20 protein-coding genes are annotated in these 17,758 nt (G+C 73.2%); 13 read left to right on the top strand and 7 right to left on the bottom strand.

What is annotated here, in order from left to right:
- Nucleotides 1–115: 115 nt before the first annotated feature.
- Both Sco07f_RS03545 and Sco07f_RS03540 read left to right on the top strand, forming a co-directional pair.
- Complete coding sequence (locus Sco07f_RS03545; RefSeq protein ID WP_108986900.1) at nt 116–982, top strand: DUF5336 domain-containing protein; 867 nt, start codon at nt 116–118, stop codon at nt 980–982.
- 109 nt (nt 983–1,091) lie between these two features.
- Entirely contained in the window at nt 1,092–1,379 is a 288-nt protein-coding gene (locus Sco07f_RS03540) for a hypothetical protein (RefSeq protein WP_007449077.1), read from the top strand.
- Between the two features lie 23 nt (nt 1,380–1,402).
- On the opposite strand, the gene Sco07f_RS03535 is transcribed toward Sco07f_RS03540, so the two are convergent.
- From Sco07f_RS03535 to Sco07f_RS03525, 3 genes are read right to left on the bottom strand one after another with little or no spacing between them, the layout of a single operon-like run.
- Nucleotides 1,403–2,491, bottom strand: a complete 1,089-nt coding sequence (locus tag Sco07f_RS03535; RefSeq protein WP_108986899.1) for a prenyltransferase/squalene oxidase repeat-containing protein — start codon at nt 2,489–2,491, stop codon at nt 1,403–1,405.
- Nucleotides 2,488–3,222 (bottom strand): class I SAM-dependent methyltransferase, encoded by a 735-nt coding sequence (locus tag Sco07f_RS03530; protein WP_007449064.1) that lies wholly within the window; start codon nt 3,220–3,222, stop codon nt 2,488–2,490. Before Sco07f_RS03530 ends, Sco07f_RS03535 begins: the two co-directional genes overlap by 4 nt.
- Nucleotides 3,216–4,607, bottom strand: a complete 1,392-nt coding sequence (locus tag Sco07f_RS03525) for a glycosyltransferase family 4 protein (RefSeq protein WP_007449066.1) — start codon at nt 4,605–4,607, stop codon at nt 3,216–3,218. The genes Sco07f_RS03530 and Sco07f_RS03525 overlap by 7 nt, the downstream gene beginning before the upstream one ends.
- A gap of 183 nt (nt 4,608–4,790) precedes the next feature.
- Here Sco07f_RS03525 and Sco07f_RS03520 point away from each other — a divergent pair, with 183 nt between their 5' ends.
- The 6 genes from Sco07f_RS03520 to Sco07f_RS03495 all read left to right on the top strand — a co-directional run bounded on the left by Sco07f_RS03520 (nt 4,791) and on the right by Sco07f_RS03495 (nt 11,434).
- A complete protein-coding gene (locus tag Sco07f_RS03520; RefSeq protein WP_108986898.1) occupies nt 4,791–5,453 on the top strand; it encodes a TetR family transcriptional regulator in 663 nt (220 codons plus the stop codon).
- 334 nt (nt 5,454–5,787) lie between these two features.
- On the top strand, nt 5,788–7,047 hold the full coding sequence (locus Sco07f_RS03515; protein ID WP_108986897.1) for an SCO2321 family membrane protein: 1,260 nt from the start codon (nt 5,788–5,790) through the stop codon (nt 7,045–7,047).
- Complete coding sequence (locus Sco07f_RS03510; protein ID WP_108986896.1) at nt 7,044–7,712, top strand: SCO2322 family protein; 669 nt, start codon at nt 7,044–7,046, stop codon at nt 7,710–7,712. Before Sco07f_RS03515 ends, Sco07f_RS03510 begins: the two co-directional genes overlap by 4 nt.
- Nucleotides 7,713–7,755: 43 nt before the next feature.
- A complete protein-coding gene (locus Sco07f_RS03505; RefSeq protein ID WP_108986895.1) occupies nt 7,756–8,898 on the top strand; it encodes a CbiQ family ECF transporter T component in 1,143 nt (380 codons plus the stop codon).
- A complete protein-coding gene (locus Sco07f_RS03500; protein ID WP_108986894.1) occupies nt 8,895–10,586 on the top strand; it encodes an ABC transporter ATP-binding protein in 1,692 nt (563 codons plus the stop codon). The genes Sco07f_RS03505 and Sco07f_RS03500 overlap by 4 nt, the downstream gene beginning before the upstream one ends.
- Nucleotides 10,583–11,434 carry an ECF transporter S component gene (locus Sco07f_RS03495; protein ID WP_108986893.1) on the top strand — a complete coding sequence of 284 codons (852 nt, stop codon included), beginning with the start codon at nt 10,583–10,585 and terminating at the stop codon, nt 11,432–11,434. Before Sco07f_RS03500 ends, Sco07f_RS03495 begins: the two co-directional genes overlap by 4 nt.
- A 120-nt stretch (nt 11,435–11,554) precedes the next feature.
- Here the strand turns inward: Sco07f_RS03495 and Sco07f_RS03490 are convergent, their stop codons facing one another.
- Together Sco07f_RS03490 and Sco07f_RS03485 are read right to left on the bottom strand one after the other, a co-directional pair.
- Nucleotides 11,555–11,941, bottom strand: coding sequence for a PIN domain-containing protein (locus Sco07f_RS03490; RefSeq protein ID WP_108986892.1), 387 nt, complete (start codon nt 11,939–11,941; stop codon nt 11,555–11,557).
- The gene (locus Sco07f_RS03485; protein ID WP_108987082.1) at nt 11,938–12,201 is read right to left on the bottom strand and encodes a hypothetical protein; all 264 of its coding nucleotides are present in this window, start codon (nt 12,199–12,201) and stop codon (nt 11,938–11,940) included. Before Sco07f_RS03485 ends, Sco07f_RS03490 begins: the two co-directional genes overlap by 4 nt.
- Before the next feature lie 129 nt (nt 12,202–12,330).
- On the opposite strand from Sco07f_RS03485, the gene Sco07f_RS03480 reads away from it, so the two are divergent.
- Together Sco07f_RS03480 and Sco07f_RS03475 are read left to right on the top strand one after the other, a co-directional pair.
- Nucleotides 12,331–13,110, top strand: a complete 780-nt coding sequence (locus Sco07f_RS03480; RefSeq protein ID WP_108986891.1) for a GntR family transcriptional regulator — start codon at nt 12,331–12,333, stop codon at nt 13,108–13,110.
- A gap of 2 nt (nt 13,111–13,112) precedes the next feature.
- Entirely contained in the window at nt 13,113–14,420 is a 1,308-nt protein-coding gene (locus Sco07f_RS03475) for an MFS transporter (protein WP_108986890.1), read from the top strand.
- On the opposite strand, the gene Sco07f_RS03470 is transcribed toward Sco07f_RS03475, so the two are convergent.
- Entirely contained in the window at nt 14,338–15,339 is a 1,002-nt protein-coding gene (locus Sco07f_RS03470) for a GlxA family transcriptional regulator (protein WP_167468002.1), read from the bottom strand. The genes Sco07f_RS03475 and Sco07f_RS03470 overlap by 83 nt on opposite strands.
- A 139-nt stretch (nt 15,340–15,478) precedes the next feature.
- On the opposite strand from Sco07f_RS03470, the gene Sco07f_RS03465 reads away from it, so the two are divergent.
- Nucleotides 15,479–16,069 carry a cysteine hydrolase family protein gene (locus Sco07f_RS03465; protein WP_108986889.1) on the top strand — a complete coding sequence of 197 codons (591 nt, stop codon included), beginning with the start codon at nt 15,479–15,481 and terminating at the stop codon, nt 16,067–16,069.
- On the opposite strand, the gene Sco07f_RS03460 is transcribed toward Sco07f_RS03465, so the two are convergent.
- Nucleotides 16,066–16,497 (bottom strand): ATP-binding protein, encoded by a 432-nt coding sequence (locus tag Sco07f_RS03460; RefSeq protein WP_108986888.1) that lies wholly within the window; start codon nt 16,495–16,497, stop codon nt 16,066–16,068. The two genes, Sco07f_RS03465 and Sco07f_RS03460, sit on opposite strands and share 4 nt — an antisense overlap.
- A gap of 93 nt (nt 16,498–16,590) precedes the next feature.
- On the opposite strand from Sco07f_RS03460, the gene Sco07f_RS03455 reads away from it, so the two are divergent.
- Nucleotides 16,591–17,439: a helix-turn-helix domain-containing protein gene (locus tag Sco07f_RS03455; protein WP_108986887.1), complete on the top strand. Its 849-nt coding sequence runs from the start codon at nt 16,591–16,593 to the stop codon at nt 17,437–17,439.
- On the top strand, nt 17,399–17,605 hold the full coding sequence (locus tag Sco07f_RS03450; RefSeq protein ID WP_108986886.1) for a DUF397 domain-containing protein: 207 nt from the start codon (nt 17,399–17,401) through the stop codon (nt 17,603–17,605). The genes Sco07f_RS03455 and Sco07f_RS03450 overlap by 41 nt, the downstream gene beginning before the upstream one ends.
- Nucleotides 17,606–17,758: the final 153 nt, after the last annotated feature.

Genomic DNA, 17,758 nt, shown 5'->3' with positions numbered 1-17,758 from the left:
GATAGTGTCGTCCGTACGATGAGGGGCCACCCCCGCGCTTCACACCGGAACCTTTCGGCGCCATCGTGACAGCGACGCCTCTACCGACGACGAGACGACCTACGAAGGACCTGAAGTGAATATCCGCTCCCTCACTCGAGGCGACGGCGTGGTGATCGGAGCAGCGGTGTTGCTGTTGATCGCGTCGTTCCTCGGCCTCTACTCCGTCAAGGACGCCCCCGACAGTCTCGAACTGCCGAACCTGTGGGGCAGCGGGCCCGTCGTGCTCGGCGTCGTCCTGGCGGGCATCATCGGCGCCGCGCTGATCGTGGTGGCCCGAGGGCTGCCGCAGCCCAAGAAGGTCGCGGGTCTCGACCTGGGCCAGCTGGGCATCGCGTTCACGATCTTCGCTGCCTGGAGCGCGCTCGGCAACGTCTTCGACCCCGCGAGCGGCGTCGACAACGTCGGCGGTGGCTCCGACGGTCCCGACCTCGGCATGGGCCTGATCCTCGCCCTCGTCGCCACGCTGGTCATGGCCGCCGCGGCCGTGGCCACCCCGCTGGTCCCCGCCCTCAAGGGCTCCCTGATCCCGGCCGCCCGTCCGGCCGCGCCGCAGCCCTACGGCGGCCAGCCCCAGGGTGGTTACGGCTACCCGGGCGCCCAGCAGCAGCCGTACGGCGGCCAGCCCGGTCACCCGGGTCAGCCGGGTCAGCCCGGTCCGTCTTTCGGTGGCCAGCCGCAGCCGGGGCAGCCGCAGGCCGCTCAGCCGCAGGCGCCGCAGCAGGCGCAGGCGCAGCCGGCCGGGGACTTCTCCCCGTTCTGGTTCGCCGTGCCGGTGCCGCGTCCGCTGTTCGCGGAGGACGGCTCGCCGACGCCGATCGCCGAACTGGCGCCGGGCACCTGGTACCTGGCCGTCGAGCAGCGCGGCGCCAACCTGGTCGCCCAGACCCAGGACGGCCGCCGCGGCGTCCTCCAGGACACCTCGGGCATCCAGCGCGGCTGATCACTCCGACGCCGCAGAAGCCTCAACGGCCCCCCGTCCGGACTCGGTTCCGGGTGGGGGGCCGTCGGTGTACAGGTTTCCTTCGGGCTCGGGCGGCCATACGGAAGGCATGTCCAGATACAGCGGTTCGAACTCCGCGGGCAGGGCCGTCGCGATCGTCGCGGACATCATGGCCTTCATCCTCGGCCTGTGGATCCTGATGTACCTGTTGGACGCCAACCGGGCCAACGACCTGGTGCGGTTCGTCCATGACGCGGCCAGTTGGCTGGCGGGCTGGTCGCACGACCTCTTCACGTTCGACGAGGCGTGGGCCCGGGTCGTCGCCGGCTACGGTCTGGCCGCGGTCGTCTACCTCTTCGTCGGCCACGCCGTCGCCAACCGCCTCGGCCGTCACTGACCGCCGGTCCGCCGGTCCGCCGCTCAGACGCAGCAGTCCGGGTCCAGTCCCCTGGGCAGCCGGTCGCCCGCGAAGACCTGGCAGGTGGCCTCGTGGCCGCCGAGCGCGGCGACGGCGAGGAGCAGGGAGCCGGCCGTCCAGGTGGTCAGTTCGCGGGGCCAGATCGCGTCGTCGTCGAAGACGTAGCCCGTCCAGTACAGGCCGCTGTCCGCGTCCCGCAGGTGCTGGATGGACTGGAGGATCTCCAGTGCGTGGTCGGACTCGCCCACCGCCCACAGGGCGAGCGCGAGTTCGGCCGACTCGCCGCCGGTCACCCACGGGTTGGGGACGACGCAGCGCACCCCGAGGCCGGGGACCACGAACCGGTCCCAGCTCTCCGTGAGGCGGCTCCTGGCCTCCGTGCCGGTCAGCGCGCCGCCGAGGACGGGGTAGTACCAGTCCATCGAGTAGCGGCCCTTGTCCAGGAACCGTTCCGGGTGGCGGCGGATGGCGTGCCGCAGCGCACCGGCCGCCAGCTCCCAGTCGGGCTGCGGCTCTTCGCGCTGCTCGGCGATGGCGAGCGCGCAGCGCAGGGCGTGGTGGATCGAGGAACTGCCGGTCAGCAGGGCGTCGGTGGTGTCGGTGCCGTCGTCGCCCTGGCGCCAGCCGATCTGTCCGCCGGGCTGCTGGAGGCGCAGCACGAACTCGACGGCCGCGTGGACGACGGGCCACATCCGGTCCAGGAAGGTGTCGTCGCCGGTGGCGAGGTAGTGGTGCCAGACGCCGACGGCGACGTAGGCGACGAAGTTGGTCTCGCGGCCGCGGTCGGTGACGTCGGCGAAGTCCCCGTCGGCGTAGGCCGCGTACCAGGAGCCGTCCGGGTTCTGGTGCCGGGCCAGCCACGTGTAGGCCCGCTCGGCGGCCTCGTGCTCGTCGGCCGTGTCCAGGGCCATCGCGGCCTCGACGTGGTCCCACGGGTCGAGGTGGTGCCCGCGGAACCAGGGGATGGCTCCGTCCGCGCGCTGTACGGCGAGGATGCCGCGGACGGTCGCGGCGGCCTCGGCGTCGGTGAGGACGCCGGGCAGGACGAGGTGTTCGGTACGGGGGGTGCGGGGCGAGCGCGGGGTCGTCACGCGGCGTCCACCGGCGGCAGGTGCGGCTTGGTGGCGTAGGCCACGAAGCTCTTGCCGATCAGCGGGTTCAGCGCCTGCTCGGCGACCCGGGTCGCCAGTGGCTTCTTCATGATGTCCCACACCAGCAGCTTGTGGTACGCGCGCACCGGCAGCGCCTTGTCGTTGTCGACGCCGAACGCGCACTTCAGCCACCAGTACGGCGAGTGCAGCGCGTGCGCGTGGTGGGTGCCGTACGGCTTGAGGCCGGCCTCGCGGATGCGCTCGAGGAGCTGGTCGGCGCGGTAGATGCGGATGTGGCCGCCCTCGACCTCGTGGTAGGCGTCGGAGAGGGTCCAGCAGACCTTCTCGGGGCCGTAGCGCGGCACGGTGATCGCGATGCGGCCGCCGGGCCTGAGGACGCGGACCATCTCGGCGAGGACGCCCTTGTCGTCGTGGATGTGTTCCATCACCTCGGAGATGATGACGACGTCGAAGGAGGCGTCGGGGAAGGGCAGGGCCAGCGCGTCGCCCTCCATGGCGGTGGCGGTGGCGCCGGCCGGGGCCTCGCCGGCCTCCTTCATCGCCGCGAACCACTTGGCGACCTCGCGGATCTCCTCGGCGTTCTGGTCCAGCGCGACGACCTGGGCCCCGCGCCGGTAGCACTCGAACGCGTGCCGCCCGGCGCCGCAGCCGAGGTCCAGGACGCGGTCGCCCGGGGCGAGCGGGAACCGGGAGAAGTCGACGGTCAGCACGTGGCCCTGCTTTCGGGGTAGACGCCGGTGTCACTGGTGGTCGGGGTCGCGGGCACGATCCTCGGGGTGGCGGTGGGGGCGGGGCCGATGGCCTCCCGGTAGCGGGCGACCGTGCCCTCGGCGGCGCGGGCCCAGGTGAAGTGCTTCAGGACCCGTTCGCGTCCGGCCGCGCCGAGTCTGGCCCGCAGTTCGCGCTCGCCGAGCAGCCGGTTCAGCCCGGCGGCCAGCGCGTCCGCGTCGCCCGGCGGCACCGCGAGGCAGGTCTCCCCGTCGGGTCCGGCGACCTCGGGGACGGCGCCGCCGGTGGTGGCGAGCAGGGCGGTGCCGGTGGCCATGGCCTCGGCGGCGGGCAGCGAGAACCCCTCGTACAGCGACGGCACGCACGCGACCTCCGCCGACCGCACGAGGTCGACCAGTTCGGCGTCGGAGATGCCCTTGACGAACTCGACGGCGCCGTCGAGGCCGTACCGCTCGATCGCCTGCGCGACGGGTCCCTCGGCGGGCCGCTTGCCGACGACGACGAGGTGGGCCCGGGGGTGCTCGGTGCGCGCCTTGGCCAGCGCCTCGACGAGGAAGACCAGGCCCTTGAGCGGCACGTCGGCGCTGGACGTGGTCACGATCCGGCCCGGCACCCGCGGCACCGACGGGTCGGGCGAGAACAGGTCGGTGTCGGCGCCGATGTGGACGACGTGGATGCGGTCGTCCCGGACGCCGAGGTGGTCGACGATCTCCTGGCGGGAGGTGCCGGAGACGGTGAGCACGGAGGGCAGGCGGCGTGCGACGCGCTTCTGCATCCGGGTGAAGGCGTACCAACGGCGCACGGAGTAGCGGCGCTTGCGGCTGTCGGCGGCATCCAGCTCCAGTTGCCGGTCGACGGTGATGGGGTGGTGGATGGTGGTGACGAGCGGCGCGCCCACGTCCCCCAACAGCCCGTACCCGAGGGTCTGGTTGTCGTGCACGACGTCGAAGTCGCCGCGGCGGGCGCGCAGATGGCGCCGGGCGCGCAGCGAGAACGTGAGCGGCTCCGGGAAGCCGCCGGTCCACATGGTGCCGACCTCGAGCGCGTCGATCCAGTCCCGGTACTCGCCCCGCTTCGGGGTGCGGAAGGGGTCGGGCTGGCGGTAGAGGTCGAGGCTGGGCAGCTCGGTGAGGGAGAGCCGGTCGCCGACGAGGGGCCCCTCGTCCAGGACGGGGTAGGGCTGGGCGCCGATGACCTCGACGCGGTGGCCGAGGCGGGCCAGTTCGCGGGAGAGGTGGCGGACGTAGACGCCCTGGCCGCCGCAGAACGGGTTCCCCTTGTAGGTGAGGAGTGCGATGCGCAGCGGTGGCAAGCCGTCGGCTGCGGGTTCCGGACGGGGACCCGTCTGACTGGCCTCGGCGGTCACTCTGGGCCCCCTTCTCGCTGCGCTGTCCCGCGACACTACGTCGGGAGGTTAATCTAGAACAAGTTTCAGACTTGATCGTCAGCGGCTTCGAATCTACCGGCAGGTAGCCGGGCTGTGACGAGTGGATCAGGTGATTCACGCCACGGCGGGAGCACGACGGGAGCACGGCGGGAGGGGGAGCGGGTGACCGAGGCGGACGAGCGGGCGACACAGGCGCCGGGCCCGGCGCATCGTGCCACCACCCCGCCCCTCACCGAGCGGCAGCGGGAGCGCCGCGGCCGCATCCTGCACGCGACCGCCCAGCTGGCCTGCCGGGGCGGCTTCGAGGCGGTGCAGATGCGCGAGGTCGCGGAGTCCTCGCAGGTGGCCCTCGGCACCCTGTACCGCTACTTCCCCTCCAAGGTCCACCTGCTCGTCGCGACGATGCACGACCAACTGGAGCGGCTGCACGGCACCCTGCGCAAGAGCCCGCCCACCGGCGAGACGGCGGCCGACCGGGTGGCGCAGACCCTGATGCGGGCCTTCGGCGCACTTCAGCGCGAACCCAGGCTGGCCGAGGCGATGGCCCGCGCCCTGACCTTCGCCGACCGCAGCGTCTCCCCGGAGGTCGACCAGGTCTCCCGGCAGACGACGGCGATCATCCTGGACGCGATGGGCGGCCTGGACAACCCGACCCCGGAGCAGCTCTCCGCGGTCCGGGTCGTCGAGCACACCTGGCTCTCCACCCTGATCACCTGGCTCGCCGGCCGCACCTCCCTCGCCCAGGTACGGGTGGACATCGAAACGGTCTGCCGCCTGATCGACCTGACGGACGCCGGCCCGGGAGAGCGGGCGGCGCGCCCCTGAGCGCGGCCGCCCGGCCCGGCCGCCACCGCCTCCCGGCCGCTCCCTCCCTCCCGGCCGCCCCTCGGCCCCGGCCCGGTGGGCGGGTAAAGTGGCGGCGTCGTCATCACCCGTACGGGGGGAAGCCGGTGCAATTCCGGCGCTGACCCGCAACCGTGAGCCGCCCGCCGAGCCCGCCCGGGGCCGGTGGACGGTGAGCCGGACTGCCCCGCGCGGATGTGACCGGCTCACGTGCCCGGCGCCCGCCGGCGCACGGGCACCGTCGAGGCATACGGGCCGAGCCGCCGGGGGTGCCCCGTGCTGCCAGGCCCCGCACAGGGAAAGGCACCCGCCGATCATGAACGTCCGCCGTCGCAGCAGCGCCGCGGCTCTGGCCGCCATAGCCGTGATCGGCGCCGCCACCGCGCCCGCGGTCGCCGCCGATCCGTCGCCGTCCTCCTCCTCGTCCAAGAGCGGACCGTCCGGGCTGTACGGGACCACGGACCCGCAGTACGACGGTGTCTGGCGCCAGTCCCTCGCGCTGCTCGCGCAGGACACCGCGGGCGTCGTCCCGTCCTCCAAGGCCGTGAAGTGGCTCACGGAGCAGCAGTGCGCGAACGGCTCCTTCGGACCCTTCCGCGCCGACCCCGCCAAGGCCTGCGACGCCAAGACCATGGTCGACACCAACAGCACGGCCGCCGCCGTCCAGGCCCTGTGGGCCGTCGGCGGGCACGGCGACGTCGTCGAGGACGCCCTCGGCTGGCTGAAGTCCGTGCAGAACGAGGACGGCGGCTGGGGCTACAGCCCCGGCACCCCCAGCGACGCCAACTCCACCTCCGTCGTCATCGGCGCCCTGACCGCCACGGAGACGAACCCCGAGGACGTCCGCAAGGGCGGCAAGTCCCCCTACGACGCCCTGCTGACGTTCGCCCTGCCCTGCGCGAAGGACAAGGGCGCGGGCGCCTTCGCCTTCCAGCCCGACAAGGACGGCAAGCTGCTCCCCAACGCGGACGCCACCGCCGCCGGTGTCCTCGGCTCGCTCGGCAAGGGCCTGGTCACCGAGGCCGGATCCGGCGCGAAGGCCAAGGCGGCCACCTGCTCCGACGCGGGCGAGCCGACCCGCGAGCAGGCCGCCGCCAACGGTGCCGCCCACCTCGCCGATGCCCTCGCCAAGGACGGCCACCTCGTCTCCGCCCTCGGCGGCTCCGCCGACCAGCCCGACTACGGCAACACCGCCGACGCCGTCGTCGCCCTCGCCGCGCAGGGCGGCGCCGACCGGGCGGCCGAGCCGCTGGCCTGGCTGGAGAAGAACGCCGCCAAGTGGGCCGCGGAGAGCGGCCCCGCCGCCTACGCCCAGCTGATCTTCGCCGCCCACGCCACGGGCACCGACCCGCGCGCCTTCGGCGGCACGGACCTGGTGGAGAAGCTGAACGCGACGGGACCCGCTCCGCAGGGCACGACCGCCAAGGACACGGCCACCGCGAGCGACGCGGACGAGGCGGAGAAGAAGGACGACGACTCCCCCTTCGGTGTCTGGTGGTTCGTCGGCGTCTGCCTCGTCTTCGGCATCGGCGTCGGTTTCCTGCTGAGCAACCGCAACAAGAAGCAGCAGCCGTGACCCGCCGCCGCCTCGTCCTCCTCTTCCTGGCCGCGTTCCTCCTGATCGGGAGCGCGGGCCAGGCGCAGGCCGCCGGATACCGCTACTGGTCCTTCTGGGACCGCGACGGCGGGAAGTGGGTCTACGCCACCCAGGGCCCGTCCATGGTCCGCCCCTCCGACGGCGACGTGCAGGGCTTCCGTTTCGCGGTGAGCGAGAACTCGGGCGACGCGGCCCAGCCGCGCGGCACCGCGGACTTCGCGTCGATCTGCGCGAAGACACCGGCCGAGGAGGGCAGCAAGCGGGTGGCGCTGGTCCTCGACTTCGGCACGGCCCCCGACGCCCCGTCCGGCGAGACCCCGCCCGCCCCGCGCACCGCCTGCGCCCAGCTCTCCCCCGACGCCACGACGGCCGACGCCCTGGCCGCCGTCGCCGGCCCCCTCCGCTACAACACCAACGCCCTCCTGTGCGCGATCGCGGGCTACCCGAAGTCGGGCTGCGGGGAGCAGGTGTCGCAGGAGCAGGAGGAACAGGAGAAGCAGGGGACCACAACCACCCCGGAGCAGAAGGACACCTCGGACGACGGGGGCCCCTCGGTCGGCCTCATCGCGGGCGTGGCGGTGATCGCCACCCTGGCCGCCACAGGCGCCTGGCAGGCAAGGCGGCGCAGGAATGCAACCCGCTGAACCCGCTGTCCCTGCGGGCAGTCGTGCCGCTGGGGCGGCACGGGTGGGCGCAGGCGGCACCCTGCACGCGCCGGCAAGCGCCCCCACCCCCGCCCGCCACCAGCGCCGGGGCGCCCTGCACCCCGGCGCCTGGTGGCTCTGGGCCCTGGCCCTCGGCACCGCCGCCACCCGCACCACCAACCCCCTCCTCCTCGCCCTCCTCGTCGCCGTCTCCGCGTACGTCGTCGTCACCCGCCGCCCCCACGCCCCCTGGTCCCGCTCCTACGGCGCCTTCGTCAAACTCGCCCTCGCCGTCCTCCTCGTCCGCCTCCTGTTCACCACCCTCCTCGGCTCCCCCATCCCCGGCACCCACACCCTCCTCACCCTCCCCGAAGTCCCCCTCCCCGACTGGGCGCAGGGCATCCGCCTCGGCGGCCGGGTCACCGCGGAGGGCCTCACCTTCGCGCTGTACGACGCGATGAAGCTCGCCACCCTCCTCATCTGCGTCGGCGCCGCGAACGCCCTCGCCAACCCCTCCCGCCTCCTCAAGTCCCTCCCCGGCGCCCTGTACGAGATGGGTGTCGCGGTCGTCGTCGCCCTCACCTTCGCGCCGAACCTCATCGCCGACGTCCACCGCCTGCGCGCCGCCCGCCGCCTGCGCGGCCGCCCGGACCGGGGCGTACGCGGCCTGCTCCAGGTGGGGCTCCCCGTCCTGGAGGGCGCCCTGGAACGCTCCGTCGCCCTCGCCGCCGCGATGGACGCCCGCGGCTACGGCCGTACCGCCCAGGTCCCCGCCCGTGTCCGCCGTACGACCGCCGCCCTCACCCTGGGCGGCCTGCTCGGCGTCTGCGCCGGCACGTACGGGCTGCTGACCGCCGCGGGCGGCACGTACGGCATCCCCGTGCTCCTGGCCGGTGTCGCCGCCGCCGTCGCGGGCCTGTGGCTCGGCGGCCGGCGCACGGTCCGCACCCGCTACCGCCCGGACCGCTGGGACGCCCGCGCCTGGCTGGTGACCGCGTCCGGCGCGACGGTCGCCGCCCTGCTCCTCCTCGCCGCCGCCCGCGACCCGGCGGCGCTGCACCCGGGCGTGATCCCGCTGACCGCGCCCACCCTCCCGCTCTGGCCCGCGGCGGCCGTACTCGTCGGCCTGCTCCCGGCGTTCGTCACCCCCGCGCCTGACCCCGTATCCACCAAGGAGCCGTCGTGATCCGCTTCGAGGACGTGTCGGTCACGTACGACGGTGCGGCCGAACCCACCGTCCGGGGCGTCGACTTCGAGGTGCCGGAAGGCGAACTCGTCCTGCTCGCGGGCCCCTCAGGCGTCGGCAAGTCCACCGTGCTCGGCGCGGTCGGCGGTCTGGTCCCGCACTTCACCGGCGGCACCCTGCGCGGCCGGGTCACCGTGGCCGGCCGCGACACCCGCACCCACAAGCCGCGCGAACTCGCCGACGTGGTCGGCACGGTCGGCCAGGACCCGCTGTCCCACTTCGTGACGGACACCGTCGAGGACGAGCTGGCCTACGGCATGGAGTCCCTCGGTCTCGCCCCGGACGTGATGCGCCGCCGCGTCGAGGAGACGCTGGACCTGCTGGGCCTGTCCGACCTGCGCTCCCGCCCGATCGCCACGCTCTCCGGCGGACAGCAGCAGCGGGTCGCCATCGGCTCGGTGCTCACCCCGCACCCCGAGGTCCTGGTCCTGGACGAGCCGACCTCCGCCCTGGACCCCGCCGCCGCCGAGGAGGTCCTGGCCGTCCTCCAGCGCCTGGTCCACGACCTCGGTACGACCGTCCTGATGGCCGAGCACCGCCTGGAGCGGGTCATCCAGTACGCCGATCAGGTCGTCCTGCTCCCGGCCCCCGGCGAGGCACCGCTCCTCGGCGCCCCGGCGGACGTGATGGCCGTGTCCCCGGTGTACCCGCCGGTGGTGGACCTGGGCAGGCTGGCGGGCTGGTCCCCGCTGCCGCTGACGATCCGGGACGCCCGCCGCCGGGCCGCGCCCCTGCGCGAGCGCCTGGCCGGCCGGGAGATCCCGGACCGCACCCCGTCACCGTCCGCCACGCTCCCCGCGCCGCCCGCCCGGCGCCCCGTCACCTCCCGTTGGCGCCGCCGCAGGAAGCACCCGGAGACTCCCCCGGCGCCCACCCCCTACGCCGCCGAGGTCCGCTCCCTCGCCGTGCGCCGCGACCGCGTCCAGGCCCTGCGCCACGTCGACCTGACCGTCTCCCCCGGCGAGACGGTCGCCCTGATGGGCCGCAACGGCGCCGGAAAGTCCACCCTGCTGTCCGCGCTGGTCGGCCTGGTCGAACCGTCCGCCGGTTCGGTCCGGACCGGCGACGCCGTACCGCACCGCACGGCCCCCCGCGACCTCGTACGCCGGGTCGGCCTGGTCCCGCAGGAGCCGCGCGACCTGCTGTACGCCGACACGGTCGCCGCCGAGTGCGCGGCAGCCGACCGGGACGCGGAGGCGGCGCCCGGCACCTGCCGCGCGCTGCTGTCGGACCTGCTCCCCGGCATCACGGACGACACCCACCCCCGGGACCTCTCGGAGGGCCAGCGCCTCACCCTCGCCCTGTCCGTCGTCCTGACCGCCCGCCCGCCGCTCCTCCTCCTGGACGAGCCGACGCGCGGCCTGGACTACGCGGCGAAGGCCCGCCTGGCCGGCATCCTGCGCGCCCTGGCCGCCGAGGGCCACGCGATCGTGCTGGCCACGCACGACGTGGAACTGGCCGCCGAGCTGGCCCACCGCGTGGTGCTGCTCGCCGAGGGCGAGGTCATCGCCGACGGCCCGGCGGCGGACGTGGTGGTGGCCTCCCCGTCGTACGCCCCGCAGGTCGCGAAGGTGCTGGCGCCGCGCAAGTGGCTGACGGTCGCGCAGGTGCGGGAGGCCCTGGCATGACCGGCGGCACCCCTCCCCAGCGCCAGGCCCGCGCCGTGCGCCTGGGCCCGCGCTCGGTCGCCGCGCTGATCCTGGTCAGCGCGGTGGGCGTGGCGGGCTTCGGGTGGCCCTTCCTGGCCCCGCCGGACGCGTCGCTGAACGCGCACGCGCAGGACGCGCCGTGGCTGTTCGCGGGCGTGCTGGTGCTGCTGGTGGCGGTGGTGGCGGCGACGATCTCGGAGTCGGGCCTCGGTCCGAAGGCCGTGGCCATGCTCGGCGTGCTGGCGGCGGCGGGCGCGGCCCTGCGTCCCATCGGCGCGGGGACGGCGGGCCTGGAGCCGATGTTCTTCCTCATGGTCCTCAGCGGCCGGGTCCTGGGCCCCGGTTTCGGCTTCGTGCTCGGCTCGATCACGATGTTCGCGTCCGCGCTGCTGACGGGCGGGGTGGGGCCGTGGATGCCGTTCCAGATGCTGGCGATGGGCTGGTTCACGATGGGCGCGGGCCTGCTGCCGGGCCCGGACCGGCTGCGCGGGCGCGCGGAGCTGCTGATGCTGGCGGCGTACGGCTTCCTGGCGGCCTTCGCCTACGGCACGGTGATGAACCTGGCGGGCTGGACGTTCATGAACACCCTCGCCTCGAACATCGCCTTCGACCCGGACGCGTCGATCGCGGACAACCTGGCCCGCTTCCTCTCCTACTGCCTGGCCACGTCGCTGGGCTGGGACGGGGGCCGCGCCGCCATGACGGTCGTCCTGACCCTGGCCCTCGGCACCCCGCTCCTCAAGGCCCTGCGCCGCGCGACCCGCAGGGCGGCCTTCGAGGCGCCGGTCACGTTCGAGAAGGGCGACGGGGTGAGCCGCCCCACGTGAGCCGCTTCACCTACGAAGCGGCTTCGTAGGCGGCGTCCAGCCGACGGACGGGCCACCGCTACGGCAGCGCCTGCGACACGTGGAGCTTCTGGCAGTCCAACGGCTGGTACTGGACCGGCGTCAGCGGTTCAGGTCCAGTACGGGCAGGCCCCGCCCCTCGTACGCCTTCGTAGCCACCGTGGCGATCAGCGCGTCCGCGCCCCACTCGGGCAGGTGCCGAGCCGCGTGGATCGCCGCGCCGATCCCTGGCGGCACGCCGTCACGGCTCAGCTCTGCGATCGCGAGCACTGCCGGGTAGTCGAGGTCGACGGTGTGCATCACGTCCAACTGCCCGACGTGTTCGGCGATGCCGAGAAGCTCGCTCTCCGCCTCCAGAACGGAAAGGGCCGGCACCCACAAACGGGTCTCCGTCTCGAAGTTCGCCCGGTGGACGAGAGCGGACACCTGCCGATTGCCCGACAGCGCCACGAGCGTGGGCGTGTCGAGGACCAAGTGGTGCAGGATCACGCGGCATCACTCTGCTGCCCGGCAAAGGCCTCCCGGAGCCTGCGTCCCATCACCGCGCTCTCTTCGTCGTCCACCTCGACCCCGAAGTTCTCGGCCAGGTAGGCGCGCGTCCGCTCGGCGCGCTCCAGGCGCTCTTCCTCCGTCAGCGTCGACTCCGCGAACTCCTGCACCAGGGATCGAATAGACGTCCCCTGCGCCTCCGCGATCACTGCCAACCGGTCCCGCACCTCGGCCGGGACCCGGATCATCGCATCACTCATGCCCGCAGTATACGTCGACGTATACACGGACGGAGGCCGCTTGACGCGCATGCTGCTCCATCAGCTTTCGGGCCGTGCAGTAGCTTTCCGGCATCCCCGAAACGACCGGAAGCGACCGGAGGTCCACCCATGTCCCGTCAGGCGCCCTACCTCGCACTGGCCGACGTGCTGCGGACGCGGGTTCTCGCCGGAGAGTGGGAGACCGGGGCGCGGCTGCCGTCGCGGGCGCGGCTCGCCGAGGAGTACGGGGTCGGGCGCAACGTCGTACAGCGGGCGGTGGACCGGCTGGTCGTCGACGGGCTCCTCGAAGGGCGTGCGGGCTCGGGCACGTACGTCCGCAGCCCGCGTGAGCGCCTGCGTCTGGTCCGCTCGCGGCACCGGGAGCGGGCGGGCGGGCGTCCTCGCGGCGCCGACGCGCGGGAGCGGGGCGGGGCCGACGCCTGGGACGCGGACAGCCGGGTGGGCGTCCCCGCGCCGGAGGGGATCGCCGAGCGGCTGGGCATCGCGCCCGGCGACCTCTGCGTCACCACGCGGTACGAGTTCCTCGCCGGCGGGCAGCCCGTCCAGCTCTCCGAGTCCTGGGAGCCTCTGGCCCTCACCAAGGGGACCCCGGTCGCGCTGCCCGAGTCCGGGCCCCTGGCTGGCCAGGGGGTGGTCGAGCGGATGCGTTCCCTCGGGATCGTCGTCGACACGGTCGTCGAGGTGCCGCGCCCGGCCCGCGCCACCCGGGAGCAGGCGAACCTGCTCGGCATCAGCCCGGGGGACCTCGTCCTCCTGATCGAACGGACCATGTACGACACCGTGCGTCGCCCCGTGGAGACGGCGGACATGGTCGTCCCGGACCGGTACCGCGAGGTGGTCTACGAGTTCGGAGTGGAGCGCCCCGCCCGCACCACCGCCGGGCGATAGGCATGCCCACGTCTCACCGGCTCGGACTCCTCGGCAACCCGGACTTCCGGCGCCTCTTCGCCGCCACCGCACTCGGGCAGCTGGGCGACCGGATCATCTTCCTGACGTTGCCGCTGGTGGCGATCGCGACCCTGCACGCCGACGAGTTCCAGGTCGGGCTGCTGACCGCGACGACCACGGCGGGCTCGCTGCTGGTCGGGCTGCCGGCCGGGGCATGGGTCGACCGGATGCGGAAGAGGACCGTGCTGATCGGCAGCGACCTCCTGCGCGCGGCGGCCCTCCTGACGATCCCGCTCGCCTGGTGGGCCGACCTGCTCAGCGTCCGGCTGCTGTACGCCGTGGCCCTGCTGCACGGGGTGCTGACCGTGTTCTTCGACGTCGCCCACGTCAGCTACCTGCCGCATCTGGTGGGACGCGACAAGCTCGTGGAGGGCAACGCGAAGCTCTCGGCGATCCGCTCGGTGACCAGCATCGGCGGCCCGGCGGTGGCGGGGCCTCTCGTCGGTCTGGTGGGGGCTCCGGCGACGCTCCTGGCGAGCTCCGCCGGAATGACCATGTCCGGCCTCTTCGCGGCCACGATCCGCCGGCGAGAAGAGACGCCGGAACCCGGCCCGAGCCCTCGACTCGGACGGGAGATCAAGGAGGGCCTGCACTTCGTCCTCCGGCACCCCGCGCTGCGCGCCATCATGATCTCGGACGCGCTGTTCAACCTCTCCCTGGTGATGTACCAGACGATGCTGCTGGTCTTCCTGGAGCGCACCATGGGCCTGGAGCCCTTCGGCATCGGACTCGTCCTGTCGGGGATGGGGTGCGGCGCCCTGCTGGGCGCGTTGACGGCCACCACGCTGGCGAAGCGGATCGGACAGCGACCGGTCATCTGGCTCACCACGCTGGCCACCTGCCCGCTGGCTCTCCTCATGCCGTTGGCCCGCCCCGGCTGGACCCTCTACGGGGGTGCCGTCGGGCTCGCCGCACTCTCCCTGGGCGGCGTCGTCCGGGTGGTGGCCCAGTCGAGTCTTCAGCAGTCACTCACCCCGGACCGGCTCCTGGGCCGGATGGCCGCGACGGCCCGGTTCGTCTCTTCGGGCGGCGTTCCGCTCGGCGGGCTCATGGGCGGGGCGTCCGGGGCCGCGTTCGGCGCGACGGCGACCTTGTGGATCGGCGCCGCCGGTATGACGCTGAGCGCCGTCCCCGCCTTCCTGTGGTGGCACGCCGCGCGAAACCGGCCTAGCTGTGGGTGCTCACGACGGTCCGGAAGCGGCGGCGGTACTCCGTCGGTGTCGTGTCCAGCCTGCGGCGGAAGGCCCTGACCAGGGTGTCGACGGTGCCGAAACCGCAGGCGGAGGCGACGCGTTCCAGGGTGGCGTCGGTGGACTCCAGCTGCTGGCGGGCCACTTCCACGCGCGCCGACTCGACGTAGGCGTACGGAGTCGTGCCGAGTTCGGTCTTGAAGATGCGGGTGAGCTGCCGGTCGCTGACGTGGGCGTGGGCCGCGAGGTCGGCGACGGTGAGCGGCGCGGCGATGTTGCGCATGATGTGGTGCCGGAGATCCTCGACGCGCCGGGTGGTGGAGACCTGCTCCAGCGGCACGCTGAACTGGCTCTGCCCGCTCGGCCGTTTCAGGTACATCACCAGCTGACGGGCCACCCGCAGCGCCACCGCCTCGCCGAGGTCGTCGGCGACCAGGGCGAGGGAGAGGTCGAGGCAGGAGCTGATGCCCGCGCCGGTCCACACGTCGCCCTCGCGGATGAAGATCGGGTCGGCGTCGACCTCGACCTCCGGATGCTCGTCCGCGAGCTGCCGCGCGGTCGACCAGTGCGTGGTGGCCCGCTTGCCGTCGAGGAGCCCGGCGGCGGCGAGAACGTGCGCTCCGACGCAGACGGAGGTGACCCGCCGGGTCTGGCCGGCGAGCCGCCGCACCCACTCCACCACGACCGGATCGGCGAGCGCCCGGATCCGGCGCCGACCGTCGACCTCGACCGCGCCGGGCACGATCAGGGTGTCGACGCGCCGCCCGGACAGGTCGTCGAAGGTGACGTCGGGCAGGACCCGGACACCGGCGGCGGTGGTGACCGGGCCCGTGGTCCCGGCGGCGAGGACCACCTCGTAGCCCGCCGCGTCCTCCGTCTCGCGCCGCGCGAGGGAGAACACCTCCGGCGGTCCGGTGACGTCGAGCAGGTCGACGCCGTCGAAGAGCACGACGACGATCAGTCGTCCGGCGGGGTTCACGGTGCCTCCCGGGGCGTCGCACGGCCATGTCGGTATCTGCATGTTAGACGACGTTGCCGACACCGGCGGGCGGCCGTAGCGTCGTGGGAGCAGGCCGACGCAACGGCTGCCGCCCACACCCGAATCCCAAGGAGCCCTCATGCCCAGAACCACGCTGCGCCGCGTCAGCGGACTCGACGACACCCCCGCCAAGCTCGCCGACTCCACGCTGGTCCTCGTCGACTACCAGAACACCTACACGACCGGCGTGATGGAACTCGACGGCTGGCAGGACGCGCTCGACGCGGGCGCCCGCCTGCTGGCCCGCGCCCGCCGGGAAGGCGCCAAGGTCGTCCACGTCGTCCACGACGGCGGCGAGGGCAGCCCGTACGACCTCGGGGCCGAGGTCGGGCAGATCCACCCGAGCGTCGCCCCCGTCGACGGCGAGCCCGTCGTCACCAAAAAGGCGCCGGACTCCTTCTTCGGCACGGACCTGGGCGAGCACGTCGACGCGGCCGGCCACAACGACCTCGTCGTCGTCGGCTTCATGACGCACATGTGCGTGACCTTCACCGCCCAGGGCGCCTTCCTGCGCGGCAACCGCCCCACGGTCGTCGCCGACGCCTGCGCCACCCGCGCCCTGCCGGTCGCGGACACCGAACTCGACGCCCGTCAGGTGCACTACGGCGCCCTCGCCACGGTCGCCGACATGTACGGAGTCGTCGTGCCGTCGCAGGACTCCCTCACCTAATCCGGTACGGAGCCCGCCCCGCACTCGAACCAGACCGCCTTGCCGCCCCCGGCACCCGGCGCGACACCCCACTTGTCGGCCACCGCGTCCAGCAGCACCAGCCCCCGGCCGCCCTCCGCGTCGTGGCTCACCCACGCCGACGGTACGGGCTGCCGGGGGCTCCCGTCCGCCACCTCCACCCGGACCCCGCCCGCCTGGCGCAGCAGCAGCAACGTGCAGCGCCGGTCCGGGACATGGCGCACGACGTTCGCCAGCAGCTCGGTGACGCCGAGTTCCACCGCGTCGGTCAGCTCGGCCAGGTCCCACTCGCACAGGTACGAGCGGACGATGCGGCGGACGTGCCCCGCCGAGTGCGCGCCGGCGGTGAAGCTCATCCGGTACTGGTCCGCGCGGTGGCCCGCGAGGACCGAGGGAAAGTATTCGTTCACGGCACGAGCCTGACGTCGGACGACTACCGTGGGCTACGCAACGGATACAACCGGTGCCCCAGTGGACCGAGTTGTGCGCGAAGGGGGCTGTGCGTGACCCACATCAACGTCCTTGACCCGGGCGCCTCGCCGCTCGACTACTACGGCTTCGAGCTGCGCCGCCACCGGGAGGCCGCCGGCCTGACCCAACGGCAGCTCGGCGACATCATCAACTACACCGGCTCGTTGGTCGGCCAGATCGAGACGGCACGGAAACTGCCGACGCCGGAGTTCAGCGAACGGGTGGACGCTGCGCTGGGTACGGGAGGATTACTGTCCCGACTCGTCGACCTGGTGATGCGCAGTCAGGTACCGGCCTGGTTCCAACAGGTGGCCGAGTTGGAGGGGCGGGCGGCCGAGATCTGCACCTTCCAGACGCATATGATCCACGGCCTGCTCCAGACCGACGCCTACGTCCGGGCCGTGCTCGGCACACTCGACCCGAACGACCTCGACGACCGCACCGCGGTACGGCTCGCCCGCCAGCGCATCTTCGAGAAGGAGGAGCCGCCGGTCTTCTGGACGGTCCTCAGTGAGGCCGCGCTCCACCAGGAGATCGGCGGCCGGGACACGATGCGCGGGCAACTGGCCCACCTGTTGTCCTTCGAGAACAATCCCCGGATCAACGTCCAGGTGCTGCCGTTCTCCGTCGGCGCACACCCTGGACTCACCGGCTCATTCAACCTCTACCGCTTCGCCAAGGACCCGACCATCCTCTACACGGAGAGGTACGGCAGCGGTCATCCGACCGCCAACCCGGAGACGGTCAAGGACTGTTCGCTCCGTTACGATCACCTCCGGGCCGCCGCGCTGTCCCTCAAGGACTCGGCGGAATTGATTCGCCGGGTGATGGAGGAATGCTATGGACAGCAAGGCCATACCGACGACGGCCCAGTGGCGTAAGTCCAGCTACAGCAGCGACCAGGGTGGCGACTGCCTCGAAGTGGCCGAGACCCCCCACGCCACCGTCGCCGTACGCGACTCCAAGACCCCGGCGGGCCCGACCCTCACCCTCGCCCCCGCCGTCTTCGCCACCTTCGTCGACTGGGCCCGCACCACCCACAAGTGACGCGTCGGCGTGCGCAATTGCGCCAACCATGAGCCGCACTCTGGGCCGTGTGATCTTCGTGTGCCTAAAGTGTGTGCGCCTCAGGCACTCGCAACAGGTCACCCCCTGACACACGACCGCGGCGGGCACGCACCACCTCTGCCCGACTCGCGC

Origin of the sequence: Streptomyces coelicoflavus (assembly GCF_003112555.1) — a bacterium.
Lineage (GTDB): Bacteria > Actinomycetota > Actinomycetes > Streptomycetales > Streptomycetaceae > Streptomyces > Streptomyces coelicoflavus.
The sequence above is the reverse complement of the archived record's forward strand: the minus strand, read 5'-3'. Positions and strand labels throughout refer to the sequence as shown.

Coding starts and splice junctions, on each gene's coding strand:
- Sco07f_RS03540 (WP_007449077.1), top strand. CDS start 1,092: ATGTCCAGATACAGCGGTTCGAACTCCGCGGGCAGGGCCGTCGCGATC.
- Sco07f_RS03495 (WP_108986893.1), top strand. CDS start 10,583: ATGACCGGCGGCACCCCTCCCCAGCGCCAGGCCCGCGCCGTGCGCCTG.
- Sco07f_RS03480 (WP_108986891.1), top strand. CDS start 12,331: ATGTCCCGTCAGGCGCCCTACCTCGCACTGGCCGACGTGCTGCGGACG.
- Sco07f_RS03465 (WP_108986889.1), top strand. CDS start 15,479: ATGCCCAGAACCACGCTGCGCCGCGTCAGCGGACTCGACGACACCCCC.
- Sco07f_RS03450 (WP_108986886.1), top strand. CDS start 17,399: ATGGACAGCAAGGCCATACCGACGACGGCCCAGTGGCGTAAGTCCAGC.
- Sco07f_RS03515 (WP_108986897.1), top strand. CDS start 5,788: ATGAACGTCCGCCGTCGCAGCAGCGCCGCGGCTCTGGCCGCCATAGCC.
- Sco07f_RS03485 (WP_108987082.1), bottom strand. CDS start 12,201: ATGAGTGATGCGATGATCCGGGTCCCGGCCGAGGTGCGGGACCGGTTG.
- Sco07f_RS03475 (WP_108986890.1), top strand. CDS start 13,113: ATGCCCACGTCTCACCGGCTCGGACTCCTCGGCAACCCGGACTTCCGG.